The organism is Pseudomonas sp. BB438, from assembly GCF_057180225.1.
The window spans coordinates 1417673-1442916 of record NZ_CM170001.1 but is presented as its reverse complement, the minus strand read 5'-3'; the positions used below and the strand labels follow the sequence as shown (position 1 = coordinate 1442916).

General features: G+C 60.8%; 20 protein-coding genes and 1 pseudogene. 14 read left to right on the top strand and 7 right to left on the bottom strand.

The genetic code is table 11. From position 1 onward, the window contains the following. The first annotated feature begins 103 nt into the window (after positions 1-103). Complete coding sequence (locus AC1ZV1_RS06800) at positions 104-895, top strand: enoyl-CoA hydratase/isomerase family protein (RefSeq protein ID WP_233299198.1); 792 nt, start codon at positions 104-106, stop codon at positions 893-895. Next, on the top strand, positions 892-1761 hold the full coding sequence (locus AC1ZV1_RS06795; RefSeq protein WP_233299199.1) for an alpha/beta fold hydrolase: 870 nt from the start codon (positions 892-894) through the stop codon (positions 1759-1761). The genes AC1ZV1_RS06800 and AC1ZV1_RS06795 overlap by 4 nt, the downstream gene beginning before the upstream one ends. A gap of 1108 nt (positions 1762-2869) precedes the next feature. On the opposite strand, the gene AC1ZV1_RS06790 is transcribed toward AC1ZV1_RS06795, so the two are convergent. From AC1ZV1_RS06790 to AC1ZV1_RS06760, 7 genes are read right to left on the bottom strand one after another with little or no spacing between them, the layout of a single operon-like run. Continuing rightward, entirely contained in the window at positions 2870-3895 is a 1026-nt protein-coding gene (locus AC1ZV1_RS06790; RefSeq protein WP_233299200.1) for a flavin reductase, read from the bottom strand. Between the two features lie 48 nt (positions 3896-3943). Continuing rightward, complete coding sequence (locus AC1ZV1_RS06785; protein WP_484296033.1) at positions 3944-5509, bottom strand: AMP-binding protein; 1566 nt, start codon at positions 5507-5509, stop codon at positions 3944-3946. Between the two features lie 46 nt (positions 5510-5555). Next, positions 5556-6260 carry a hypothetical protein gene (locus AC1ZV1_RS06780; RefSeq protein ID WP_484296032.1) on the bottom strand — a complete coding sequence of 235 codons (705 nt, stop codon included), beginning with the start codon at positions 6258-6260 and terminating at the stop codon, positions 5556-5558. Next, the gene (locus AC1ZV1_RS06775; protein WP_233299203.1) at positions 6257-7564 is read right to left on the bottom strand and encodes a phenylacetate--CoA ligase family protein; all 1308 of its coding nucleotides are present in this window, start codon (positions 7562-7564) and stop codon (positions 6257-6259) included. Before AC1ZV1_RS06775 ends, AC1ZV1_RS06780 begins: the two co-directional genes overlap by 4 nt. A gap of 21 nt (positions 7565-7585) precedes the next feature. Then, positions 7586-8020, bottom strand: a complete 435-nt coding sequence (locus AC1ZV1_RS06770) for a Zn-ribbon domain-containing OB-fold protein (RefSeq protein ID WP_233299204.1) — start codon at positions 8018-8020, stop codon at positions 7586-7588. Further along, positions 8013-9191, bottom strand: coding sequence for a thiolase C-terminal domain-containing protein (locus AC1ZV1_RS06765; RefSeq protein WP_233299205.1), 1179 nt, complete (start codon positions 9189-9191; stop codon positions 8013-8015). The genes AC1ZV1_RS06770 and AC1ZV1_RS06765 overlap by 8 nt, the downstream gene beginning before the upstream one ends. A gap of 18 nt (positions 9192-9209) precedes the next feature. Further along, a complete protein-coding gene (locus AC1ZV1_RS06760; RefSeq protein WP_233299206.1) occupies positions 9210-10580 on the bottom strand; it encodes a DUF1329 domain-containing protein in 1371 nt (456 codons plus the stop codon). Between the two features lie 912 nt (positions 10581-11492). Here AC1ZV1_RS06760 and AC1ZV1_RS06755 point away from each other — a divergent pair. The 12 genes and pseudogenes from AC1ZV1_RS06755 (at position 11493) to AC1ZV1_RS06700 (ending at position 25243) form a co-directional block, all read left to right on the top strand. Continuing rightward, a complete protein-coding gene (locus AC1ZV1_RS06755) occupies positions 11493-12701 on the top strand; it encodes an acetyl-CoA C-acetyltransferase (protein WP_233299207.1) in 1209 nt (402 codons plus the stop codon). 20 nt (positions 12702-12721) lie between these two features. Further along, a complete protein-coding gene (locus AC1ZV1_RS06750; RefSeq protein WP_233299208.1) occupies positions 12722-14869 on the top strand; it encodes a 3-hydroxyacyl-CoA dehydrogenase NAD-binding domain-containing protein in 2148 nt (715 codons plus the stop codon). 7 nt (positions 14870-14876) lie between these two features. After that, positions 14877-16034, top strand: a complete 1158-nt coding sequence (locus AC1ZV1_RS06745; RefSeq protein ID WP_484297515.1) for an acyl-CoA dehydrogenase family protein — start codon at positions 14877-14879, stop codon at positions 16032-16034. Between the two features lie 10 nt (positions 16035-16044). Beyond that, on the top strand, positions 16045-17016 hold the full coding sequence (locus AC1ZV1_RS06740) for an NAD(P)H-dependent flavin oxidoreductase (protein WP_484296031.1): 972 nt from the start codon (positions 16045-16047) through the stop codon (positions 17014-17016). An 11-nt stretch (positions 17017-17027) separates the two neighbouring features. After that, positions 17028-18206 (top strand): lipid-transfer protein, encoded by a 1179-nt coding sequence (locus AC1ZV1_RS06735; protein WP_233299211.1) that lies wholly within the window; start codon positions 17028-17030, stop codon positions 18204-18206. Positions 18207-18219: 13 nt separating this feature from the next. Continuing rightward, positions 18220-20349 carry a fatty acid oxidation complex subunit alpha FadB gene (gene fadB, locus AC1ZV1_RS06730; RefSeq protein ID WP_233299212.1) on the top strand — a complete coding sequence of 710 codons (2130 nt, stop codon included), beginning with the start codon at positions 18220-18222 and terminating at the stop codon, positions 20347-20349. A 103-nt stretch (positions 20350-20452) separates the two neighbouring features. Beyond that, the gene (locus AC1ZV1_RS06725) at positions 20453-21304 is read left to right on the top strand and encodes an alpha/beta fold hydrolase (RefSeq protein ID WP_233299213.1); all 852 of its coding nucleotides are present in this window, start codon (positions 20453-20455) and stop codon (positions 21302-21304) included. 14 nt (positions 21305-21318) lie between these two features. After that, on the top strand, positions 21319-22086 hold the full coding sequence (locus tag AC1ZV1_RS06720) for an enoyl-CoA hydratase/isomerase family protein (RefSeq protein WP_233299214.1): 768 nt from the start codon (positions 21319-21321) through the stop codon (positions 22084-22086). 36 nt (positions 22087-22122) lie between these two features. Further along, a pseudogene (locus tag AC1ZV1_RS06715) lies at positions 22123-22860 on the top strand (methyl-accepting chemotaxis protein); the annotation flags it as partial. Positions 22861-23061: 201 nt separating this feature from the next. Beyond that, entirely contained in the window at positions 23062-23766 is a 705-nt protein-coding gene (locus tag AC1ZV1_RS06710; RefSeq protein WP_484297514.1) for a methyl-accepting chemotaxis protein, read from the top strand. Positions 23767-23790: 24 nt separating this feature from the next. Beyond that, positions 23791-24858: a phosphotransferase family protein gene (locus AC1ZV1_RS06705; protein WP_484296030.1), complete on the top strand. Its 1068-nt coding sequence runs from the start codon at positions 23791-23793 to the stop codon at positions 24856-24858. Further along, positions 24851-25243, top strand: coding sequence for a DUF6285 domain-containing protein (locus tag AC1ZV1_RS06700; RefSeq protein WP_484296029.1), 393 nt, complete (start codon positions 24851-24853; stop codon positions 25241-25243). Before AC1ZV1_RS06705 ends, AC1ZV1_RS06700 begins: the two co-directional genes overlap by 8 nt. Position 25244: the final 1 nt, after the last annotated feature.

The following is a 25244-nucleotide window of genomic DNA, read 5'->3' as shown; positions in this document are numbered from 1 at the left end:
TCGCAATCATATCAATCATATATATATTTTCAACAAGCGCTATCGTCGGTCCTTTCGCTCGACCAAAACCACCGCCCACTGCCCATGCATGCCGAGGCTCCGAATGTCCTACGAGACACTGATCTACGAAACCACGCCTGACCATGTCGCCACCATTACCATCAATCGCCCCCAGGCACTGAATGCTTTCACCCTACAAATGCGCCGGGATTTCGACGATGTATGGCGACGCATTCGGGAAGACGATGATGTTCATGCAGTAGTACTGCGCGCAGCCGAAGGTCGCGCCTTCTCAACTGGCGCAGACGTCAAAGCTGCACAGACCGAGAACATCCAGGCGTCGAACAACCAGTGGAACATGACCGATCCCGGCGAGAGCTTCGGCCCGCGCGCCAACAAGGTATGGAAGCCGGTTATCACCGCTGTCCACGGTCTTTGCTGTGCTGGTGCGTTCTATTGGCTGAACGAAAGCGACATCATCATCTGCTCGGAAGACGCACAGTTCTTCGACCCCCATGTTTCCTACGGCCTGGTCTGTTCAGTGGAGCCAGTCGGGCAAAGCTACCGCCTGCCGCTGCAGGAAGTTCTGCGCATTGCTCTGCTGGGCAATGACGAGCGGGTGAGCGCGCAAACCGCTCTTCGCATAGGCTTGGTCAGCGAAGTGGTGCCCTTGGAAAAACTTTGGGATCGCGCCCACGATCTCGCAGCCAAGATCGCCAGGAAGCCACCCCTGGCTGTGCAAGGTACGGTGCGCGCGATCTGGGAATCCCTAGACCTGCCGCGCAAGGAAGCGCTGAACATGGCCTTGAGAGCAGCGCAAATTGGCCTGACGCTGCCCAAGCCAACAGAGCATCTGGAGGCGATGAAGCAAGCGCGGACCTACGAAGTACGATGAAAACCTCCTACTCGGAGTTCATCGAACTCAACGGGGTGCGCCACCATGTCCGCCGTTGGGGTACGCCCGACGCACCGCTGCTGGTCATGCTGCATGGCTGGATGGATATGTCGGCAACACACCAGTTCGTTGTCGACGCCCTAACCAGGGAGTGGAATATAGTCGCCCCGGATTGGTCCGGTTTTGGTAAAAGTGACTGGAATCCCGGCGGGTACTCGCTACTTCAGTACGTCGCCGACCTGGACTGCCTTCTACAGCACTACAGCCCCGACCAGCCGGTGCGACTGATAGCCCACAGCATGGGGGCCAACGTGGCCAACATCTACGTAGGTGCCCGTCCGCATCGTATCGGTCACTACGTCAACATCGAAGGCTATGCCCCGGTGCCTGGCTTCTTCGAGGGAACGCTTGGACAAACCGTCGGGCGTTGGCTGGACCATGTGCACCAGCCCGGCCAGGGCCGGCCCTACGCGGATCACGCGCAGCTTGCATTGCGCCTCCAGGAAAGCAACAAGCGCCTGAATGCTGAACGCGCCGAGTTCCTCGCCAGCCACCTGGGTGTCTGCAGCGAAGACGGGCAGGTACGGATTTGTGCCGACCCGATGACTCGCTTCTTTGCCCCCATCTCTCTACATCGCGAGCAGTTGATGGCGTTCTGGGCAGATCTCGAGGCGCCTGTTCTTTGCCTGCGGGGAGGCCGCTCCTTTATCAGCAAGGCCTTCGCCGGCTTGGAGGCCGATCTGGTGGAGCGTATCGCCGCCTTGCCAAACGGCCGAGAAGTGCTGATACCGGAAGGCACCCATAACCTGCATCATGAAGTCCCGGAGCAATTGGCCGCATTAATCGAGTCGTTCCTCGATAGCTGACCGTGAATCGGAATACGCCCAATGAGCGCATTCCGGCTCTCCTCAAGCAACGAACAGGCTGCCCATAAGAACGACAAGATCCGCCTACCCCACCAAGAGAGTCGTACCTCTATTTTCGTGACAGCCCCCAAAATGCCAAACGCTCAGCTTATTGCTCACCGGGTATCGGAAATAGCCGGCGTTAAGGCCACTTATCTGGATGACTTCATCCACCGTCAACGTTTGCGTGTGTTCCCTGCTACACGCCATCCAGGGAAGGAAGGCGTGTGTTTTATGTATCAGGTCACCCTCAGAGGTTAACCAGCAGCAGGAGACATACTGCACCGATAGATCGCCTGTTGCTCCGCCATCGCGGACCTACCGCTTGGCTTCTCGGAGGGCCATGTGGTCAGACTATTTCGGCAGAGAACGGCCGGCTGCCTATCAGATAGGAAGTAGCAATTGAATCGAATGCCCACCGGACTATGTAGTGACCGGAGAGGGCCCAGAGCTCACATTTACGCTCGTCGCCAGGAACTCGGATGCCCGCGCGCCGAAACTCAACAGTGTGTTTGGGGGGGCGATGCCAGCCCCATCATGTGGACGACGGCCAATTCAGCGCACGGTTACGAAAAGCTGCACGCGGACCTAGTGCTCACCCTCTCGGCCAACACAGTCATTCATTCGCGAAATGCTGAAAGTTTAGCCCTAGAGAGATGAGCAATCCTCAGCCTGCATAGCGTTTCTTCAGCTCCTAGCGAAAGCCGGAAACGCGTGCAGCGCCCGCCGCCTGAGATAGCATCGCCATTGGCAAGCGGGTTTGTCACTCTTGAAGGTGTCCAAGGGGCTAGAACAGTCGTCTGCGCCGTTAGATGGCATTAGTCCAGTGGACTATTCCCCGAGCAGACGCCGCTCCACTCCGGCCTGGACACCTGATCACCAGCAGTGAGATCGAATTGCCGACGTCTGTGGGCGCGTAAAGCGAGCATGCCAGCAAATCTCTGCCCACATGCCTTCAATACTCTCATACGCTAGTACGTTGAAGGCCGACCCCTTCTGGACACAACAGATCGGCGAGCTCACTCAGACTCTCACTTGCTCAGTGACAGTTGCAGACCGCAGTACAGCCTTACTTCGGCTGGTCGCGCCAGAGCAATCTAGCGTTCTCTCCCTTGCCACGGACCAGGCGTTTGAGCAAGTGCTTCAACACCACTACTTCGCTTTCATCCAGTTCATTCTCCAGGTCCGCTTCGCCCGCTTTGGCAATCGCAGCCAGCCGAATCTGCAACTGGCGCCCAATGTCGCTGAGGCGCACCTGGGTATTGGCCGGGGCATCGGCCTCTAATTGCAGTAATCCACGATCACACAGGGCACGCAGCTTACCTTCCCCGGCATTTCGCCCGGACAGGCGCAGCAACGCATCTAGTTCGCTCGGGCTTCGAGGGTCGCAAATGCCAAGCACGCTGAGGATCAGGTAATCGTCCTCATCCAGCTGCAATTGCTGCAGCTCCAGGCGAATGCCGGCGAAGATTTGCTGGTAGGCCGCCCCCAGCAGATAGCCAAGAAAGTTCTTACTGAAACTGCCGTCGTTTTCCACGGCTGGCTTTTGCGCCAGCTTATCTACGACCAACTTGTAGGCACCGCTGTGGAACACCAGCGGCGGCTGGCCATTGTGGTCGAATGCCGTTACCTCACCGACGAAAATCACATGATCACCGCCTTCGTAACGGAACGTGGTCTTGCACTGGAAGCGCGCCGAACAGTCATCCAGCAACGGGATGCCACCCACCCCGCGGCTCGGGGTCAAACCGGCGAACTTGTCGGTGCCACTGCGGGCGAAGCGCCCGGACAGTTCCTGTTGCGCCGAGGAGAGAATGTGCACGGCGAAGTTGTCGCCGTTCATAAAGGCGTCCAGAGCTTTGGAAGTCTTGGCCAAGCTCCAGAGCACCATCGGCGGATCGAGCGAAACGGAGTTGAAGCTGTTGGCGGTCAGACCGATGTCGTTACCTTCGGCATCACAGGTCGTGACGATGGTGACCCCAGTGGCGAAGGAACCCAGGGCCTTACGGAAGGACATGGCATCGAAATCGGCAGGTGCGCTCATGGATTTTTCCTGGGCAGCGGCGGTCGGCGCCGCCTGGGCGGAAGTTTGCATCAAGGATTCTCCAAGGACCGGCTTCACCGGCCCGTATTCGGATCTGGTTCAGCCGGCCGCCGGGTAGCCACCACCACCATGGATATCATCCACCGCGGTACGGTCCAGGGCACCATCGGCGCGCCGCGGCAGCTCGCGGACGAATGTCACCAGTTTGGGCTTCTTGTACGACGCCAGGTGCGCTCGGCAATGCTCGATGACCTGCACGTCACTCATTTCATATCCCTCGGTGAGCACCACCACGGCTTTGACATTCTGCGTCCAGACCGGGTCGGGCACGCCGATAACGCAAACATCGCGTACTCCCTCGAGGGAGCGCAGACAGACTTCGATTTCCGCCGGGTAGATGTTCTCGACACCGGACTTGATCATGGTCACCTTGGGTCCGACGAAGGCGATCGAGCCGTCTTCCAAGCGCTTGCCCAGATCATTGGTGCGATACCAGCCGTCACGGGTGCGTCGGGCATTCTCCTGGTCTCTGTCGAGGTAACCATTCATGACCTGCACGCCACGTACGGCAATTTCACCCACCTCGCCGGGAGCCCTTTCGTTGCCGGCCTCGTCGAGAATGCGCAGTTGCGCCAAGGGTGAGGTCCGCCCTGCCCCGTTGCCACTCCCCAGCCAGCCCATGACGGCGAAGCCCATAAGCTCGGTCTGGCCATAGACTGTGGCTGCCGCATTGAAGGGGGCATCCCTGGGAATGACCACGGGACTGTTCCATTCGGGCGCCTGCGGCGACGACCAGAGGCTGCTGGTGTCGAAAAGGCCGTCGGCGTTGATTTCGCGGATTCGGTCCAAGGTGGGCTTGGCGATAAACGCATGCGTCACACGCTCTGCGGCAATATTGCGCAGCAGCTCTTCGGGGTCGACCCGCGCGACGAACACGTTGATCCCGCCGAAGACGAATGTCGCCAGGGTCGACATCAGCGTTCCCAGGTGGAACAACGGCCCCGAGTTGAGGAAAACGGTCCCCGGATTGATCGACTGGCTGTATGCAAGCAGCAGCGCCTGGCTGATCAAGGCCGAGTGCGACAGCAGTGCGGCATTGGGGTGGCCATCGAACGCTGCGGTGTATAGCGCCAGCAACGGAGCGTCGCCCGAAACTGGCAACTCCTGATCATCTTCAACGGCGGCGGCCAGGCGGGCTTCGTAATCATCGGCCTCCTCGCCATCGTGCTGGATCCACAGGCGCGCCTGCGTGTCCAGGGCACGGGCAGTAGCTACCTGATCGCCAATCTCCGTTGCTTGCCAGATCACTACCGACGGTGCGAAATCCGTCAGTATTTGGTGCATCTCCGCCGCACTCAGGCGCCAGTTAGCGGGGCAGAACAGAGCGCCGAGTTTGGCCGCGGCGAGCAGCCCCTCTAGTACACGATGGGAATTCTGCCCCAGCCAGAGAACTCGCCCTCCTGGCCCTATCCCTTGCTCGCGCAGGACGTTGGCGAGCCGATTAACCCGCGCATCCAGCTGCGGCCAGGTCAATCGCTGCGAGCCGTCGACCGCCGCGAGCAGTTGCGGCCGCGAGCGGCGGTGCTCACGAAGGACATCGCCCAGACCATGCAGGCGGATAAGCGCAAAGCCTTCACCCTCGGGTGAAGTGTGCACGTTGAACATTGTTGTACTCCTACTCACGGCCCAAGACTGCAGCGGGCCGCTTCCATCACGCCTGGTTCTGGACGATCCGCGGGTCGGCATTGCCGCAGCGGCAGGTGCCATGGACGACCTTGCCGAACATGCCCGTGCGGTAGCCGCTGAAACTCTGCGAACGCTCAAGGCGGCTATCCAGCAAGATCTCTCCTTCCTCGCTGGTCGATACCTGCCACTCGAATCGATCGATATGGGCGCCGGCACCTGCGCTGCATTCGATGGCCGTCGCAGGCCCTATTTCCAACCAGCGGAAGACTTTCAAGCCCGGTTTGCCCAGCAGGCGCTCGTAGGCGCCCGGTCGGGCCCAGACCACCAGGCCACGCAGCATTTGCAAAGGGTCGAAGCCCAGGCGCTGCAGGCCGTCAATAGTCGCCTCGCTGACACCCAGAGCACCTACCAGGCTAAAGCGACGGAGAATGGATTCAACCCGGGCAGCGTCCCAGGGAGTGGAGTCAGCCGATACAACCACCATGCCGTAAGCCATGATCGCTCGCTCGGCAGCCATCAGCTGGGCGCCTTCATCGAACTGGCTGGTAACCAACAGATTGCTCGCAGTACGAAAATGGAAGGTACCGAGCACCCGCAGCACCGCCCGCCGGGCCCTTTCGACCTCCAAGGCCGAAAACGGTAGGAGCTGTCGCTGGCCGCTGGCATCGAAAAAGCGACCGATAGCCATCGGCGGTATTTCGTAGGGAAGACTTTCGACGTTTTGGTTCATGGCTTAATCACCCGCGCGATCTTGTGACCACTCTTAAGCAACTCCTCGCTGCGTAGCAGCTCGACGCGCACCGGGACATCTAGCGCTGCCCCCACGCCCTCTGCGACGCGAGCGGCCAGATCGGCCTCGCTCCCAACGAGCACGCTGGCGTCGTAGCCCACACGCAATCGCAACTCATCGGCTTCGCGCTGCGCCTTGACGATCTGGAACAGCCCCGCCTGGGTTTCCGCGAAGCCTTGCATCAGCGGGTACAGGTCAAGAGGCATCACCGAACGCCCACGGATGATCATCTCGTCGCTCTTGCGGCCAAGCAGCTTCATACGGCAGTGAGTGCGCCCGCAGCTGCAAGTATCACGGGTCAGAGAGACCAAGTCGTCGGTACGGAAGCGGATCAGCGGCGCGACATCGTCGGCTAGAGAAGTGACCACCAGCTCACCGCGCGCGCCATCGGCCACCTCCTGGTTGCCATCAGGGTCCAGGTGCTCAACCAACGCCAAGTCTTCCCAAGCATGCATGCCATCGTGGGCACGGCATTCCATGGTCGTACTGATGTCGCCGAGGGAGCTCAGCTCGAAGATTTCCAGCCCCCAGGACTGCACCATCGCACGCAATGGCGCGCTCATCGGCTCGCCTCCGAATACCACACCCTGCAGGCTCGAGAACGCGTCGCGCAGATTATCGCCGGTATTCTTCTGGTACTGGTCGATAGCCATAATCAGCGGCGTAGAAATCATGAACAGGGCCTTGGGGCGCAGGCGCCTGCACATCGCGACCAGATGAGGCACTTCGCTGGGCAGATGCTGCAGCGTGATCGGGCGGAAGCCACTGTCCAGAAACTTGTCGGCGTTCAGCCCCTCGCGGAAGGTGAACAGCATGTAGCCGAAGTAGTCGCCGCTACGAACACCGATATGCCAAAGCTCGCGCTTGAGCGAGGTCAGGGTAATGTGTTCTTCCGAATGCGGAATGGGAGTGGGATCCCCCGTAGTGCCGGAGGTAAACCCAACCCCGCGCAAGTGCGGGGCGCTGACGCAGTTGAGGCCGCCAAAAGGATCACCGTGACGATCACGGAAACGCCGGATGGTGTCCTTGTCGATGAACGGTGCCTTTTCCCGGAAATCGGCCAAAGAGCGGATGTCGTCCGGCGTAACGCCGGCCTCCTCCCAGACCTCGCGAATCAGCGGCGAGCGCTGATATACGTATGGCACCAATTGCAGGATTCGCGCCTCCTGCAGTTGTTCGATCTGCGCGCGAGGCATGGTTTCAATGTCGGCATCGAAATACCGATCATCCTTTGGACCGCTCATGCTGCTTTTCCTTCGTAGTTCTTATTGGGGTAAGCCGAAGCGCGGCACGGTGATACCGTCAGCGCGGTCATGCCAGCGAACTTCGACGGGCATGCCGATGGCGATGTCTGCCAGAGGCATACCGACCAGATTGCTGATCAGCTTATTGTCCGGAAACTCTTCCAACTGGATTACCGCAGGCACATAAGGCACGGCGTCCTTCATCGCCTCAATCAGCGGGAAGCGCACCACGGTATAGGAATAGACCCGCGCTCGCCCCGATACTTGCACCCACTCGATTCCCTGCGACTGGCAGTGATGACAGAACGGCGAACCTATCTCGCGCGCCTTGCCGCAATGGGTACAGCGGGGCATCACCAGTCGATGCTCGCGCGCAGCAGCCCAGAAGGGTTCGGTCCAGGCATCAGTGGCCAGTTCGAAGAGTTCGTCCGGCGGCGATTTGGCAATATCAGACATGCGCGTCGCTCCCCAGCAGCAGGCCACTGATCGGCAGGGTTGCCGGACCGCCGCTTACCAGCGCGATACGGGCATCCTTCACCTGGTTGATAGCAGTACCGCGAATCTGCTCGATCGCCTCGCGTACGTGGGTCATGCCAACGGCATAGGCTTCGGACAGGTGCCCGCCATGGGTATTCACAGGAATACTGCCGCCCTCGAAGCGGATATTTCCGGCCTCGACGAAGGCGCCACCTTCCCCACGCGGGCAGAAACCGAAGTCTTCCAGTTGCATGACCACCATCGGTGAAAAGTGGTCGTACAGTTCGGCGACATCGATATCCTCGACGCCAATCCCTGCCGAGCGGTACAGATGCTGTGCCACCGACGCATATCCAGCGCTGGCGAAGTAATCATCGGACATGTTCATCGAGGCGATTGCCCGCCCCCACTCACGCCGTCCCCCCTGCTCCGCGCCCATCACATACACCGGTTTCTGCCGCAAGTCGCGAGCACGCTCGGCGCTGGTCAGGATGACGGCGATGGCGATGTCGTTCTCAAGACAGAAGTCGTAACGGCACAAGGGGTCTGCGATCATCGGCGCCGCAAAATATTCCTCTCTGGTCAGCGGCGTACTGAATCGCGCCTCTGGCCGCTTGATAGCGTTGAGACGCGAAGAAATGGCCACTTCGGCGAAAGCATCGCGGCGCGTGCCATACAGATGCATATGACGCTGAGCTAGCAAAGCGAAGAAGTGCCCAGGTCCGACCAAGCCGGCGGATGTATAGAACGCCTTGTCCGGCGTTGGCTCCACACGCGACATGATCGAGCCATAGCGCTTGTCCGCGGGCTGCTGCATGCAGAACACCACACAGACAGTGTCGGCCATGCCGGAAACAATGGCCGAAGCAGCCAACCCTATAGCGCCTACCGAACCACCGCCACCACTGGTGACCATCGCCGAATAGCGGACTTCCGGGATACCCAGGCTCTCCATCAGCAGAGCAGTATCGAACCCACCCGAGTAATAGGCGAAACCATTCATGTCCCGCACTTCGAGCCCCGCATCCTGGACGGCGGCAAGGATAGCCTTGCCGCCTAACTCCAGCATGCTCTGCGGGTGCGATTGACCACGCCGGTAGTAGGGCGTGGCGCCCAAACCTACAATCGCAGTTCTGTTCTTGAGAGTCATGCTCACATCCACTTCCTATTAGCGCAGGCCACCGGAGCTAACGAACTCGGGGCTGAGCTCGCTTTCACGAAGTGGTTTGATGTAACGCATAGTGGAATTCGGATCAGTAGACAGGTCCGACTGGAAGGCAAGCATGCCGCGGTTGAAGTTATACACCACAAAGGAAGCGCCGTTCTGAGCTTTCACATCGGGTGCAATCAACGAGTAGTTAATCCCGGTGCGCGACAGTTTGCCTGCCTGATCCCAGCCATCCATCAGGCCCGCGGTGTAACCGTCCTCGTCGAAGTAATACATCCGCTTGCTGTTGGCGTGGCGCATTCCTGGTTTGAGGGTTGCTTCCACCACCCAAACACGACGCAGCTCCCAACGCTCGCACTCAGGGTTCACATGGTGGCCAACAAAGAGTTTGTCGACCTTACAATTGAACGTCGTATTGAAGTTATTGGCATTGATGAACATTTCCTTCTTGCCTAACAGCTTGAAGTCGAAGCGGTCCATGGTGCCATCGAAAAGGAATAGCTCATCATAGAACATCGCCCCGCCCAGCACGGCCATCGGCGTGTCGTAGCTGAACTCAGGAGCGAGCTTCACACGGCGCTGGCCGGTGGTGTATTGCCAAGCCTTGCGTGGATCGGCAAGAGGATCCAGGAACTGGTTGGTGCCATTGATTTCCCCCGCTTTGCGTGACGGCCCCTCGGTATAGCCAATCACCCTGGAATACAGATTCTCTGGCCGATCGCCGAGTTGCACCTGGTAATACGGTTTTTCAGTGATCGTATGCATCAGATTGGTCAAAACCGCTTTGCCGTCCTGGTTCAACATCCACATGCTGACCTTTTTGGACTCCCAGGACTGATCGCCCCAGTTAGCTAGCATCTTGTTCCACATGACCTCGTTACCGGTCTTCGGAATCGGGAACGGAATTCCTCCGCGGCACCCGTCCTCTACGGCCAGCCCATCCTTCGTGGTATGGCAGGAGGTGGCATTACGCACAGTGGCCTTCAGGAAGTCGTCTGGATAGGCCAGCGAACGATGAGTGGGATACACATCGAGGTAGTAATCCTTGTTGTCCAGCATCAACTTCTTCACACCATCGGAAATCTTGTCGGCGTACTTCGCCATGTTCTCCGAGGTGATGCGGAACAACGGTTTCTCGCCTGCATACGGATCAACCCATTTGGCTTCGCGGACATCCATACCCGCTGGAACCTGGGTGAGTCCACCGGTGTACGGCGGAATGCTTCCATCGGCGTTGCCCGCTTTGATAGCACCGAACTCGGTCAGGTCTCCCCCCAATGCGGAGGCTTCTTGAGAGCTAACGGCAGCAAAGGCATGCGAGGTGCATGCCAGAGAGAGAAGACCAAACGCTACAACCTTCTTACTTATCATTGTTGTTGACCTCGTGTGCTGTCGCGATCATTGCCCTGCAAATGAGCTGCAGGAGGTACTTCCGGTTCCAGGCAAACCGACTTAATTAGCTCAATCTTATATATGATTAACCCAGGCTTCGGCTCTTGGCAAGACGTTCGCGGAAAAATCCCTTCCACTCGAACCAAGGCCCTCTAGAAAAGAGCTTTCAGTGGGCAGATAGCTCTATGCTCTGAGCATTCTGAGCGCAGAAGAATCACCCTTATGAGGGGAAATTAGCCAACTCGCAGGCATGATTGGTCCCATCATGAGCAAGCACAGCCTACTGTGACTACGCAGCTTGAATTACAGCGATAGCCGACCTTCATCATTGGCACGCATCTGCCCCTGCGTCAGCCAATCCGCCGCCAGCGTACTCAAGCGATCAATCCCTATCGGTTACGAAGCACCGCCTGCTTTCCGATACAACTTGGTCGTCTGACCGAAAGATCGCCTTCAGACCGACCACTCCGGCAAGGTTCTGGGCCGCGCTGTCGAGATCTACCCTTGCACCTCAGCCACGGCCCCATTTCCTCTGCGGAAATTGCACCTACGCACGCATTCCGCTCGTAGCGCTCGAGCAACCCTATCTAAGAGCTCCACCCTCCCGATGCAGGCATCCCGAGCTCTGAGGTAGCCGCAGCCAAGGCAATCGCAAAGATTCCCCGGGAGAGATACCGCCCCCTCTCAGTGCGAGACCGCCTTGGACGGGAACACTGGAGAAGGAATGCAACGGCTCCTCCCCCAGACTGCACGCTCATCCCCCCTCACCTGTCGCCCCATCCATCTCCCCGCCTGCCATATTGCAGATCAAACATATATATGATTAATATGATTACATGTCCTACCGAGGCGTGCCACCGGCACCGCAAAAACCGCAGCGCAGAGGCATCCATGCACGAAGCATTCATCTACGATCATGTCCGCACCCCCCGCGGCCGCGGGAGAGCCGATGGGGCACTCCACGAGATCACTCCGATTCAGTTGACCACCCAGGTGCTATCCGCTCTGCGCGACCGCAACGAGCTGGACACAGAGCAGGTGGAAGATGTGCTCATGGGCTGCGTCATGCCGATTGGCGAACAGGGCTGCAACGTTGCCCGTGTTGCGGCCTTGCAGGCTGGCTATGCAGAAAGCGTCGCAGGTTTCCAACTCAACCGCTTCTGCGCGTCAGGCCTCGAAGCGGTCAACCTGGCCGCAGCGCGGGTTATGGCAGGTGAACTGGACGCCGCCGTAGCCGGCGGCGTCGAATCGATGTCTCGTGTTCCGCTGGCTTCCGATGGCGGCGCCTGCTACAGCGATCCGCAGACCCATTGGCAGACCTGGTACATCCCACAGGGTATCGGCGCTGACATGATCGCCACCCAAGATGGTTATAGCCGTATCGACGTCGACAGCTATGCCGTCGAGAGCCAGCGCCGTGCCGGCCAGGCCAGTGCCGCTGGACACTTCAAGGCATCCCTGACCCCAGTGCGCGACATCCTCGGTGAAGTCGTCCTGGACAAGGATGAAGCCATTCGCCCATCCACCACCTTGGAAGACCTCGCCAAGCTCAAGCCAGCCTTCACCACCCTAGGTGAACAGTGCGGCTTCGATGGAGTGATGCTGCAACGCTATCCACAAACCGAACGCATCGAACACGTCCACACCGGTGGCAACTCCAGCAGCATTGTCGACGGCGCCGCCGCCATCCTCCTAGGCAATCGGGCCTTCGGCGAACGCAGTGGATTGAAACCCAGGGCACGGGTGCGCTCGTTCGTATCGATCGGCAGCGAGCCGGCCATCATGCTCACCGGTCCTGGCGCAGCCAGCCGTAAGGCACTGGCCAAGGCTGGCATGCAGGTCAGTGACATAGATCTGTTCGAAGTGAACGAAGCCTTTGCTTCGGTGGTACTGCGCTTCATGAATGAGATGGGCGTTCCGCACGACAAGGTCAACGTGAACGGCGGCGCTATCGCCCTTGGCCACCCGCTTGGCGCCACCGGCGCGATGATTCTCGGCAGCGTGCTCGACGAGCTCGAGCGGCGTGGTCTGCGCACCGCACTGATCACTCTATGCGCGGCAGCCGGCATGGCCACCGCAACCATCATCGAGCGCGTCTGAGCAAGGGAAGGAAGCACCCCATGAATACCCTCAAATTCGATCTTGGTAAGGACGGCATCGCCGTCATTAGCCTTGACCTACCCGATCGCTCGGTTAACGTGTTCACCGCCGAGCTTGTCGCGGACCTGGAGGACGCAGTAGAGCGCGTGCTCGCCGAAGAAAGCATCAAGGGCGCAGTTCTCACCTCGGCCAAGTCCGTCTTCCTAGCCGGGGCCGACCTCAAGTCCCTGGTCAGTGCCTACGGCTCCGGCATCGACGCGCTCGCGGCCAGTCAGCGGTTCGTCCGCGAAAACCGCCTGTTCCGCCGCATGGAAAACGGAGGCAAACCTTTCGTCGCCGCCATCAACGGCCTTGCCCTGGGGGGCGGGCTGGAAATCTGCCTAGCCTGTCATCACCGCGTGTTGCTGGACTCGCCCAAGGCCAAGGTCGGTCTGCCTGAAGTCAGCGTCGGCCTGCTCCCAGCTGGTGGCGGCACTCAGCGCCTGCCTCGCCTGATCGGTATCGAAGCTGCCTTGCCGCTGCTGCTCGAAGGCAACCAACTCACACCGCAGCAAGCCCTGAAACAGGGGGTGGTGAATGAACTCGCAACTGCCGGGCAATTGATTGAGCAGGCCCGCGCCTGGGCCTTGGCCAATCCGCAGGCTCAGCAGCCCTGGGACCGCAAAGGCTTCCAGGTACCGGGCGGCGCAGGCCCTCTCGCCCCTCACGCTGCACGTACCTTCCGCGACGGCACGGCAATCCTCAAGCACAAGACCCAAGGCAATTACCCTGCCCCGCTGGCCATTCTCTCGGCTGTCTACGAGGGTACGCAGAGTACTCTGGACGTGGGCCTGCGCATCGAAGCCAAATACTTTGGCACCCTGCTGGCCAACCCAGTGGCGCGCAATCTGATGCGTACCTTGTTCATTAACAAAGGGGCAGCCGACAAGCTGGAGAACCGCCCACAGGTTGTCGAGGCGCGTACTGTTCGCAAAGTCGGCGTTCTCGGTGCAGGCATGATGGGGGCCGGCATCGCCCATGTCGCTGCAGCCGCCGGTATCGAGGTAGTTTTGCTCGACGCCAGCCAAGAGAACGCCCAAAAGGGCAAGGCCTATTCGCAGAAGCTGCTCGACAAGCAGGTCGAGCGTGGTCAGTTAAGCACTGAACAAGCCGAGTCCCTCCTCGCTCGCATCGTTGCAAGTACCGAGTACGCCCTGCTCGATGGCTGCGATCTGGTCGTCGAGGCTGTGTTTGAAAATCGCGCGGTGAAAGCCGAGGTCATTGGCCGTGCCGAGGCAATGCTGCCCCCCAGCGCCACCTTCTGCAGCAATACTTCTACCCTGCCAATCTCCGGCCTGGCTGAGTACGCGAAGCGCACCGAGCAGTTCATCGGCATGCACTTCTTCTCCCCGGTTGAACGTATGCCATTGGTCGAGCTGATCATCGGCAAGCGCACCAGCAAAGAGACCCTGGCCCGTGCTCTGGACTTCGTCGGCCAGTTGAAGAAGACCCCTATCGTGGTGAACGACAGCCCCGGCTTCTACACCAGCCGGATCTTCTGCACTTTCATCGACGAGGGCATGGCCATGCTCGCCGAAGGTGTGGCACCAGCCCTGATCGAGAACGCTGCACGTCAGGCCGGAATGGCTACCGGCCCGTTGGCGGTGACCGACGAAGTCTCCCTGGACCTGCAATTGAAGGTTGCCCAGCAAGCCGCCGATGACGGTCTGGACGATAAATTCCGTCGTCTTCATGCGCTGCCGGTCATCCAGCGTTTCAACCAACTCGGTCGCCTCGGGCGCAAGAGTGGAGGTGGCTTCTATGACTACCCGGTGGGTGCCAAGAAGCTGCTCTGGAGCGGGCTAGCCGACCTCTACCGGCTGGCTGTCGCACAGCCGGCTGTCGAAGAGGTGCGTGATCGCTTGCTCTACATCCAGGCACTGGAAAGCGCCCGATGCGTTGAGGAGGGAGTGATCGACCGTGCCAGCGATGCCGATCTCGGCTCGATCCTCGGCATCGGTTATCCGAGTTGGACCGGTGGCGCCCTCTCGTTCATCGATAGCGTCGGCCTGCAGCAATTCGTACTGCGCTGCGAAGAATTAGCGCGCCGTCACGGATCTCGTTTCGAGCCCTCTGAGTGGCTGCGTGAGCGCGCCAACCGCAACATGCCGTTCTACCCGGAGGCCTGAAATGGGCATGCCCAGAACGCTGTTCGAAGCTGACCACGAGCTGTTCCGCGACGCCGTACGTCGCTTCATGCAAAAGGAGATCAGCCCCCACGTCGACCGTTGGCGCGAGCAAGGCATGGTCGATCGCGACGCCTACCTCAAAGCCGGCGCTCAGGGTTATCTACTGATGTGGGCGCCCGAGGAATACGGTGGCTCTGGCCTGGAAGACTTCCGCTATGAGCAGATCCTCTACGAGGAAAACCTCCGACATGGCGACTACGGCTTCTACCTGCAACTGCACTCGCGGATGGTCGCCAACTACATAGGCAAATTCGGCAGTCACGAGCAGAAGAGCCGCTTCCTTCCCGGCGCCGCCCGAGGCGAGATTATCCTGGGCGTAGCCATGACCGAGCCCGGCACCGGTTCTGACTTGGGCAACATCCAGACGCGTGCGGAAGACAAGGGGGACCACTGGCTGCTCAATGGCGCCAAGACCTATATCTCCAATGGCATTCTCGGCGATCTCTTCGTGGTTGCCGCGCGTACCAGTGCCGCAGGTGAGAAACCCGCCTTCGGCCTGTTCCTGGTCGAGCGCGGCATGCCCGGCTTCGAGCGCGGGCGCAAGCTGGACAAGATGGGGCTGCACTGCCAGGACACTGCCGAGCTGTTCCTGAACAACGTCCAAGTACCCAAGAGCAACGTGCTTGGCGACCCGACCAAAGGCTTTATCCAGCTCATGCAGTGCCTGGCCGAGGAGCGCCTGATCATCGCCGCCTGTTCCATTGCCCACTGCCAGGTCGCCTTCGATCTGACCCTGGAATTCGCGAAGGAGCGCAAAGCGTTCGGGCGCCCAATAGGCACCTTCCAAGACGCCCGATTCAAGCTCGCGGATATGCGCGCGCAAATAGATGCCATCCAGGCCTTCGTTGACCAGTGCGTGACCCTGCACAACGACCAGCGACTCAGCGCTGAGGTTGCGGCAGAAGCCAAATACCTGGCTACCGAACTTGAGGGCCGCGTGCTCGATGCCTGCGTTCAGTTGCATGGCGGCGCCGGCTACATGAACGAATACCGCATCTGCCGGATGTTCACCGATGCCAGGGTCACCCGCATCTTCGGTGGCGCCACGGAAATCATGAAAGAAATCATCGGCCGCTCACTCGGCCTGGACGACCGCAAGCTCTAGAGGCCACATCATGAAAACGCAAATCACTGAACTGCTGGGCATTCGTTACCCGATCATCCAGGGCGGCATGCAATGGGTCGGCCGCGCCGAACTCGCCTCAGCCGTTTCCAACGCGGGCGGCCTGGGCATCCTCACCGGACTGACCCAGCCCAGCGCCGAGGCTCTGGCCGAAGAGATCGCTCGCTGCCGGTCGATGACCGACAAGCCGTTTGGCGTGAACATGACCATCTTCCCGACAATTTCCCCGCCACCCTACGACGAATACATCGATGCCATCATCGAAGGTGGGGTGAAAGTGGTGGAAACCGCCGGTAACAAGGCGGTGGACTTCATGCCCAAGCTCAAGACTGCAGGCATCAGGATCATCCACAAATGCGTTGCCGTACGCCACGCTCTGGCCGCCGAACGTCTTGGTGTCGACGCTATCAGCATCGACGGCTTCGAGTGCGCCGGTCATCCAGGTGAAGAGGACATTCCCGGTCTGGTGCTGATTCCGGCTGCGGTTCGCCACTTGAAGATCCCGGTGATCGCCTCCGGCGGTATCGCTGACGGCAAGGGTATGGCCGCCGCCCTTGCCCTCGGCGCCCAAGGCGTGAATATGGGTACCCGCTTCATGGTCACCCAGGAAGCACCGATTCATGAAGCCATCAAGCAGGCCATGGTCAGCGCCAACGAGCGCGACACCAACCTGATTTTCCGCTCCATGAAGAACACCGCACGAGTATTCAAGAACGTAATCTCCGATGAGGTGGTCGCTACCGAACGCCGCCCCGGCGGCTGCGAGTTTGCCGACATCCGTCCGCTTGTCGCTGGCGTTCGCGGTCGCGCGGCCCTGGAAGCCGGCGAGATCGATGCTGGCATCATCACCGCCGGCATGGTCATCGGCCTGATAAACGACATCCCCTCCTGTGCCGAACTGCTCGAACGCATGGTCGGCGAATGCCGCGCAGAGTTGGATCGCGCGCGCAGCTACCTGGTTTGAGGTAAGAAACGATGAGTGCAGTAGTCATCGCCGGCGTCGGCATGGTGCCGTTCAGCAAGCCGGGCAAGAGCGAAACCTACGATCTCATGGGGGCCGCGGCAGTACGTGCGGCACTGGCCGACGCAGGTCTAGAGTTCGCCAGCATTCAACAAGCCTACGCCGGGTACGTTTACGGTGACAGCACCTGCGGCCAGCGCGCGCTGTATCGGGTGGGTATGAGTGGCATTCCGGTGCTCAACCTGAACAACAATTGTGCATCGGGTTCGTCCGCGCTGTTCCTCGCCCGCCAGGCGGTCGAATCGGGCATGGTCGACTGCGCCCTCGCCTTCGGCTTCGAGCAGATGATGCCCGGCGCCCTGCCGACCATCTACCAGGACCGTCCCAACCCGCTGCTCGATTGGGTGGAGCTGTCCCAGCAGCTGCAACCGAATCCAGGCGCTTATCCCGCACCGCATCTGTTCGGTGGCGCCGGGGTCGAGCATGCGCAACGCTACGGCACTCGGCCGGAGACCTTCGCGCGCATTGCAGTCAAAGCGCGGCGCCACGCCGCTAACAATGACAAGGCGTTGTTCCGAGACCCGGTGACGCTGGAGGAAGTCCTCGAATCCCCGGCGATCTACCAGTTCATCACTCGCCTGCAGTGCTGCCCACCGACCTGTGGCGCGGCGGCTGCGATCGTCTGCTCAGAGGCCTTTGCCAAACGCCATGGCATCCGTAGTGACGTGTGCATCCTGGCTCAGGAACTGGGGACCGATTTCGCCGACGCCTTTAGCGCCGGCTCGATGATTACCGCCGCCGGCTTCGACATCTCGCGCCACGCCGCCGCCCGGGTCTACGAGAAAGCCGGTGTGGGGCCGCAGGACATCGACGTCTGCGAGCTGCACGACTGCTTCACCGCTAACGAACTGATCACCTACGAAGCCCTGAGCTTCTGTCCGGTAGGTGGCGCCGAGCGCTTCATTCTCGACGGCGACAACACCTATGGCGGCCAAGTGGTCACCAACCCCTCTGGTGGCTTGCTCTCCAAGGGTCACCCTCTGGGCGCCACAGGTCTGGCGCAATGCTACGAACTGGTCGAGCAACTGCGCGGCAGTGCCGGGGCTCGTCAAGTGGAAGGTGCCCGCCTGGGCCTGCAACACAACATAGGTACGGGGTCCGCCTGCGTGGTGACCCTGTTCGGCAAGCACTAAGAAGGTACTTTCGATGTTCCAGGGCCAATCCCTCAGCCTGTCACCGCTGGAAAGCGGCCTCGTCGAGCTGCGCTTCGATCGCCAGGGCAGCAGCGTAAACACCCTCGATGAGCTGACCTTGAACGAGCTAGGCGAGGCGCTGGGCCTGCTACGCACCGCCGCGGGCGTACAGGGCCTTCTGCTGACCAGCGCCAAGGACAGCTTCATCGTCGGCGCCGACCTCAATGAACTGGCCGTGCTGCTGCGTAGCGAGGTCGAAGAGATCGCACGCGTAAACGGCGGCCAGAGTGCGGTCATCTCGCAGCTCGAGGAGCTCCCCTTCCCGACCCTGGTCATGCTTGACGGAATGGCCCTGGGAGGTGGCTTCGAACTGACGCTGGCCTGCGACTACCGGATCGCCTCGCCTCAGACCCTGCTTGGCCTTCCGGAAATCGGCCTCGGCCTGTTCCCGGCGCTGGGTGGCAGCGTTCGCCTGCCTCGGCTGCTGGACGAGGCTGTGGCGCTAGCATGGATCACCTCGGCACGCCCGCAGAAAGCTGAAGCAGCCCTGGCAGCGGGAGCCCTGGATGGTGTCGTGGAAGGCACAGCGCTCCGCCAGGCCGCACTGCTCGAACTCTTCACGAGCTCGCGAAATGACACCTGGAAAGCACGGCGGCGGCAACGACTTCTTCCGCGCGAGCAGAGCCAGGCACAGGTCTATGCCGACGCCCGTACTGCGTCGGCCGGCAGCAAAGTCCCGGCTCTGTCCACGGTCATCAGTCTCGTCGAGCAGAGTATTCACCTTGATCGCGATGGCGCGTTGCGCCTCGAGTCCGCAGCATTCTCCCGGGTGCTGAAGAGCCAAGCCGCTGCAGCTCTAGTGCAGGTATTCCATAACGAGCAGTTACTCAAGCGCAGAGCACGCGAGTATGGGCGCATCGCGTCCCGCCCCGGCAGCGCTGGCGTACTGGGTGCCGGCATCATGGGTGGCGGTATTGCCTATACCAGCGCCGTACGGGGCGTACCGGTAGTGATGAAGGATATCGCTGCCGGTGCACTGGACCTGGGCATGGCCGAAGCGCGAAAGCTGCTGGACAAGCAGGTCGCCAGCCAGCGTCTGAGTGCCGAGAAAGCGGACGCAATACTCGGGCAGATTCAGCCAACACTGGGCTATCCGGGCTTCCCCAAGCTGGACGTGGTAGTCGAAGCCGTGGTGGAAAACCTGACAGTGAAAAAGCAGGTCCTCGCCGAGGTGGAAAGCCAGGTCGGCACTCATTGCGTGCTTGCTTCCAATACTTCGTCGCTATCCATCACCGAACTGGCCAGCGCGTTGCAGCGACCGCAGCAGTTCGTCGGTATGCACTTCTTCAACCCAGTACCAGCGATGCCTCTAGTGGAGGTCATCTGCGGACCCAACACCAGCCAAGTCGCTGCCGCCACCATCGCTAGCTACGCCAGCGCCATGGGTAAGACCCCGGTGGTAGTTCGCGACTGTCCGGGCTTCCTGGTCAACCGCATTCTCACCGCCTACATCCTGGCTTTCCTGCGCCTGGTCCACGACGGTGCAGACTTCCGGCGTGTAGATCGGGTTATGGAGGGCTTCGGCTGGCCAATGGGGCCGGCGTATCTACAAGACGTGGTCGGTATGGACACTTCCAGCCACGTCATCGAGCACATTGCTCATGGTTATGGCGAACGCCTGCTGCCTGGCTACGAGCACGCCGTGCAACGCATGGCAAGCCTGGGGCGGTTCGGGCAGAAGAACGGCATCGGTTTCTACCGTTACGAAACCGATACGAAAGGACGACCACGCAAACTCGACAGCGAAGACACCAATTCTTTGCTCGCCGAGATTCAGCCCAACGGCCGTCGGGAATTCAGTGACGAAGAAATCACCCAACGCATGATGCTGCCACTCATCATCGAGGCCTCGCGGTGCCTGGAAGAAGATGTTGCCGCCAGCGCAGGGGAGGTCGATATGGCCCTGATCCTTGGAGTCGGTCTGCCACGCCACCTGGGCGGAGCTCTGGTCTATGCCGACTGGCTTGGCATGTCTGAAGTACTCAACCTTTGTTGCCGCTATACAAACCTCGGAGGGCTCTACGAACCTAGCCCACGAATGCGCGAGATGGCGGCGCAAGGGCGCAGCTACTACCAGCAGTGAGGTTTACAAGGCTCTCCGCAATAGAGATGTGAGCGTGAGTCGGAGGGCCTTTTTTTCTACTCCAATACCGGTAATTCGGTGGAGTCAGTTCAAGGAGACGTAGATGAGCATGCACAGCACCCGCATCAGTGGTCATCGGGGACTGAGTCTGAGCGGCGACATCGGCGGTGACGCAGCGCATCAGCCGGTCATCCTGCTGCATGGTGGCGGACAAACCAGACACTCCTGGGGCAAGGCCGCACGCGATTTGGTCGGGCGCGGCTTTCACGTAATGAATCTGGACCTGCGCGGTCATGGAGAGAGTGAGTGGGACAGTGACGGCGACTACAGTTTGGATGCCTTCATTGGCGATCTTCGTGCGGTAATCGCAAGTCTTGAGCGACCTCCCGCGCTTGTCGGCGCCTCGCTTGGAGGCGCAACCTCATTGCTCGCGGTCGGCGAAAGCCTAGGCCCACTGGCCAGCGCGCTGGTCCTGGTGGATGTCGTGCCGCGCATGTCTGCGACAGGTATCAAGCACATCGGCGACTTCATGGGCAGCAACCTCGACGGTTTCGCCAGCCTGGAGGAAGCCGCCGATAGCGTCGCCCGCTACCTTCCCGGCCGCCCGCGCCCAAGTAATCCGGCAGGTTTGATGAAGAACCTGCGCCTGAAAGATAACGGTCGCCTCTACTGGCATTGGGACCCGGCCTTCCAGTCCAACCGCAAGCAGACCCGCGCAGAATTGAACGAGCGCATGGAAGCCGCTGCTCGCAAGGTCAGCATCCCTACGCTGCTGGTTCGCGGCAAGCAAAGCGATGTGGTCACACGTGAAGGCGCCGCACACCTGCTCGAACTCATCCCTCACGCCGAATACCTGGATATCGAAGGCGCCGGTCACATGGTCGCTGGTGACCGCAACGACCAGTTCAACGATGCCGTCGAAGGTTTTCTCCAACGCCACCTGCAAGCTGCCTGACTGGAGCCATCGAAATGCAAGACGCCGTTCTGCTCGAGCGCCATGGCGCTGTCGCGCTGCTCACCCTGAACCTGCCTGAAAAACGCAATGCCTTGGCACCGGTGCTTTACCAGCGGCTCGCCGAACTCCTGTTGCATCTTGAAGATGATCGCGAGTGCCGGGCCATCGTGATTACCGGTGGCAAGCATTTCTGCGCCGGCGGCGAGTTGGATGGCCTGGATAGCAACCCGCAGCAGATGCGCGCAAACATGCGCGAAGGCCATCGAATCATCCGCCAGATCATCTGCGGCCGTCTGCCGGTGGTTGCCGCTGTGCAAGGCGCAGCCTTCGGTGCCGGCCTGTCGCTGGCGTCGGCCTGTGACTTCGTAGTGGCCTCGGCCAACAGCCAGTTCGGCGCCGTCTTCGGCAAGGTCGGGGTCATGGCCGACTGGGGCCTGCTCTGGACCTTGCCGCAACGCATTGGCGCTAGCCGTTGCAAGCGCCTGGTGATGCTTGCCGAAGTGCTAGACGGGAGCAGCGCCCATAGTATCGGCTTGGTTGACGACCTGGCGGAAACCGACACGGAGATCCTTCCTCAGGCCCTTGAGCTGGCACAGCGCCTGGCCAGCGCGGCACCGGGCCCGCTGGGCGCAGTGAAAACGCTAATGGCCCGGGCGCAAAGCCTCGACGCACTGCTCGACTGGGAGGCCGATAGCCAGGCCCTGCTTATCGCCTCGGAAGACTTTGCCGAGGGCCGTGATGCCTTCTTTGCCAAACGTCGGCCGGCATTCCGCGGCCGCTGATGCCCCGCCTTCAGTTGCAAACAGAGATAACAAAAAATGCACTGGATCTCCCGTCTCTCTATCGCCGCCAAACTGCAGTTGGCCCCCGGCCTGCTGGTTCTCCTGCTACTGCTGGGAGCTGTCGCCGCCCACCTCGGAATTGCGCAACAGCAGGCACTGCTCGACGACATCCATGACCTGCGCGTTGGTCAGTACCAGCGAGCCTTCGTCGGCGTCTCCTATGCCCAGCTGTTGATCCGCGAGACCTACGCAAACGTGCAACGCTTGCTCGACGCCGGCCAGCCGTCCGCGCAGGACCTGCAACAAGCCCGCGACGATCTGCTCGCCCAGGCTGACGACCTGCTGGCGCATATCCGCAAGAGCGCGGCCGAACCCCGCCTCGACGGTGATGAACAGGAGCTCTACAAGGAGTTGGCAACCGAAGCGGCCAACCTCAAGCAATCGATCATCGACCTCTTCGACGGGGCAAAGGAAGCCCCCCATGCGCTGGCCACCGGCATCAGCGCTACGCGGAGCCAGTTCAACTACGTCGACAGCCTGTACGCCAAGCTGGTGGACAAACAGCGAGACCTGACCGAAAGCGCCTTCCTCACTGCCCAACACAAGGCACAGTGGACTTCGCGAATCTTGTTGGGACTGACCGTGCTCTCGGTGCTGCTCGCAGTCTGTGTGAGCCTGTTCATTGGCCGACAGATCCGTAATGCCATCGGCAGCATCCGCGAGGGTGCCCTGTCCCTGCGTGACGGCAACCTGACCCAGCGTGTCGTCCTAGTCGGTAGGGATGAGATCACACAGACCGCTGCCGCCTTTAATTCGCTGATCGACAACTTCCAGGAAGCTGTGCGCCAAGTGATCGAAGGCAGCGGACGCCTTGCCGGCTCAGCACAGCAGCTCAACCTCTCGACCCAAAGCATTGTCGACAGCAGCAACCAGCAGGCCGAGTCTGCGGCCAGCGTTTCGACCACCGTCGAGCAGATGAATCAGAGCATCCAGTCCTTGGCGCAAAATGCGCAGCTGGTGCGTGAGTCTGCAGCACGTAGCCTGGCGGATACCGAAGCTGGAGCTGTAGCTCTGGATCGATTGCAGGAAGCACTGCTGCGCCTGGAGCAGGCCACCGACTCCATTACTGGATCGGTAAACGAGTTCGTACGCCGCACCTCCTCTATCAGCGACATGACCGGACAGGTCAAAGCAATCGCCGCACAAACCAACCTCCTGGCGCTGAATGCCGCCATCGAGGCAGCCAGGGCCGGGGACCAGGGCCGTGGCTTTGCAGTGGTCGCCGGAGAAGTCCGCCAGTTGGCCGAGATGTCTTCGGACGCAGCCAACCGCATCGACGAAGTCACCCTCGCCCTCGGCCAGCAATCTACCGATGTCGAGCGCTCCCTATCGGCAGGTGCTACAGCGCTGGGTAGCAGCGCCGAGCAGCTTGACCTGCTCAAGGCCTTGTTCGCCAGCACCCGCCATTCAGTAGACGACGTATTCCAGGGCATGGAAGGCATCGCCGGCGCCGTGCAGGAACAAAGCCTCGGCAGCCAGGACATAGCACAACGCATCGAACATATCGCAAGCATGGCCGACGCCAGCAGCGATGTTTGCCGAACCACCTTCAGCGCCTCGGAAGAGCTGCGCGTACTAGCCGACTCGCTCCAGGCCAGTGCCGCTCGCTTTTCCGTCTGAACGCCCCGTCACAGAGAGAGAGCTATGCCCCAACACGCGACACTTGCGGATACCGCTCCAAGTCACGATCTAGCGGAGTTCAGCCGCCGCTTCATTACCCAGCACTGCGCCGCCAGCCAAGTCGAATTGCGAGGCATGCGGCGCCTGGGAGGAGGCGCGATCCAGGAGAACCTGGCACTGGACCTGCGCATCGATGGCGGCCCGTATGCCGGAGAGCAGCGCTGGGTGCTTCGCACCGACTCCACCTCGCGGCTGCCCATGAGTCTCAGTCGCGCCGAAGAGTTCGCGGTGTTGCGAGCCGCATTCAGCGTTGGAGTGAAAGTTCCCGAGCCGCTCTGGCTGCACCGCGACAACGGAGAGTTGGGTCGCGACTTCTATCTGATGCGCCGGATTGACGGCAACGCTAGCGGACGTGCGCTGGTACGCGGCGACCTGAATCCAAAGCAGAGGGCCGGCTTGCTTCGCGAACTGGGCGCTACGCTAGCGCAACTGCACAGCATCACTCCACCCGGCGCCGATCTGGGGTTCCTTGGCACCCCCAAGGGTAACCCTGCGCTGCACAGGGTTGAGGAGTACCGCAACCTCCTTGATCGCCTTGGCCGCCCCCAACCGACCCTGGAATGGGCGCTACGCTGGCTCGAACTCAATGCCCCGCAGGACCAAGGCTACAGCCTGGTGCACGGCGACTTCCGCACGGGCAACTATATGGTCGACAAGACCCACCTGACCGGGGTGCTCGACTGGGAGTTTGCCTCCTGGAGCGCTCCGGAGGAGGACCTCGGCTGGTTCTGCGCACGTTGCTGGCGCTTTGGCGCGCTGGAGCACGAGGCAGGCGGCCTTGGCACACTGGAAGAACTGCTGGACGGCTACACCTCTGCCGGCGGTCGCGCACCACAGGCCGAGCATCTGGCCTACTGGCGCGCCATGGCAAGCGTGCGCTGGGCAATCATTGCGCTGTTTCAGGCGCAGCGGCATCTCTCGGGTGAGCAACCCTCCCTCGAGTTGGCGCTGACAGGCCGCATGCTGCCGGAAATCGAGCTCGATCTGCTGGACGAAATCGCCACCCTGGACAAGGAGCCCCGCCATGCATGATCTGCCTCGCGCCGCCGACCTGCTAATGATGGCTCGCACCAGCCTGCTCGAGGAACTGCTGCCGCACCTGCCCAGCGCCCAGCACTACACGGCGCTAATGATTGCCAATGCGATGGCCATTGCCAGCCGCGAACAACAAGCCGGTACCGGTCTCCACCAAGCCCGACACACATTGCTCGACCAAGTCGCGCTGGATGCCGACCGCGCACCGGCCAACAGTAGCGAACTATGCGAATCGCTACGCAGCGGGCACCTCGACTGGCAGCTGACACATCTCAGCAAGGCGTTGCGCGACGACGTAGTGGCGCGGTTGCAGGTGGCCAACCCCAAATACCTAAAGCAAGTTGAAGCCCTGCGCGACACTCGCCCCTCTAACCTTCGGTAGC

Excerpts from the sequence above, each read along its gene's own strand:
- AC1ZV1_RS06770 (WP_233299204.1), bottom strand. The coding sequence starts at position 8,020 with ATGTCTGATATTGCCAAATCGCCGCCGGACGAACTCTTCGAACTGGCC.
- AC1ZV1_RS06755 (WP_233299207.1), top strand. The coding sequence starts at position 11,493 with ATGCACGAAGCATTCATCTACGATCATGTCCGCACCCCCCGCGGCCGC.
- AC1ZV1_RS06765 (WP_233299205.1), bottom strand. The coding sequence starts at position 9,191 with ATGACTCTCAAGAACAGAACTGCGATTGTAGGTTTGGGCGCCACGCCC.
- AC1ZV1_RS06745 (WP_484297515.1), top strand. The coding sequence starts at position 14,877 with ATGCCCAGAACGCTGTTCGAAGCTGACCACGAGCTGTTCCGCGACGCC.
- AC1ZV1_RS06760 (WP_233299206.1), bottom strand. The coding sequence starts at position 10,580 with ATGATAAGTAAGAAGGTTGTAGCGTTTGGTCTTCTCTCTCTGGCATGC.
- fadB (WP_233299212.1), top strand. The coding sequence starts at position 18,220 with ATGTTCCAGGGCCAATCCCTCAGCCTGTCACCGCTGGAAAGCGGCCTC.
- AC1ZV1_RS06705 (WP_484296030.1), top strand. The coding sequence starts at position 23,791 with ATGCCCCAACACGCGACACTTGCGGATACCGCTCCAAGTCACGATCTA.
- AC1ZV1_RS06750 (WP_233299208.1), top strand. The coding sequence starts at position 12,722 with ATGAATACCCTCAAATTCGATCTTGGTAAGGACGGCATCGCCGTCATT.
- AC1ZV1_RS06795 (WP_233299199.1), top strand. The coding sequence starts at position 892 with ATGAAAACCTCCTACTCGGAGTTCATCGAACTCAACGGGGTGCGCCAC.
- AC1ZV1_RS06775 (WP_233299203.1), bottom strand. The coding sequence starts at position 7,564 with ATGAGCGGTCCAAAGGATGATCGGTATTTCGATGCCGACATTGAAACC.
- AC1ZV1_RS06780 (WP_484296032.1), bottom strand. The coding sequence starts at position 6,260 with ATGAACCAAAACGTCGAAAGTCTTCCCTACGAAATACCGCCGATGGCT.
- AC1ZV1_RS06740 (WP_484296031.1), top strand. The coding sequence starts at position 16,045 with ATGAAAACGCAAATCACTGAACTGCTGGGCATTCGTTACCCGATCATC.
- AC1ZV1_RS06700 (WP_484296029.1), top strand. The coding sequence starts at position 24,851 with ATGCATGATCTGCCTCGCGCCGCCGACCTGCTAATGATGGCTCGCACC.
- AC1ZV1_RS06790 (WP_233299200.1), bottom strand. The coding sequence starts at position 3,895 with ATGCAAACTTCCGCCCAGGCGGCGCCGACCGCCGCTGCCCAGGAAAAA.
- AC1ZV1_RS06710 (WP_484297514.1), top strand. The coding sequence starts at position 23,062 with ATGAATCAGAGCATCCAGTCCTTGGCGCAAAATGCGCAGCTGGTGCGT.
- AC1ZV1_RS06735 (WP_233299211.1), top strand. The coding sequence starts at position 17,028 with ATGAGTGCAGTAGTCATCGCCGGCGTCGGCATGGTGCCGTTCAGCAAG.
- AC1ZV1_RS06720 (WP_233299214.1), top strand. The coding sequence starts at position 21,319 with ATGCAAGACGCCGTTCTGCTCGAGCGCCATGGCGCTGTCGCGCTGCTC.
- AC1ZV1_RS06800 (WP_233299198.1), top strand. The coding sequence starts at position 104 with ATGTCCTACGAGACACTGATCTACGAAACCACGCCTGACCATGTCGCC.
- AC1ZV1_RS06725 (WP_233299213.1), top strand. The coding sequence starts at position 20,453 with ATGAGCATGCACAGCACCCGCATCAGTGGTCATCGGGGACTGAGTCTG.
- AC1ZV1_RS06785 (WP_484296033.1), bottom strand. The coding sequence starts at position 5,509 with ATGTTCAACGTGCACACTTCACCCGAGGGTGAAGGCTTTGCGCTTATC.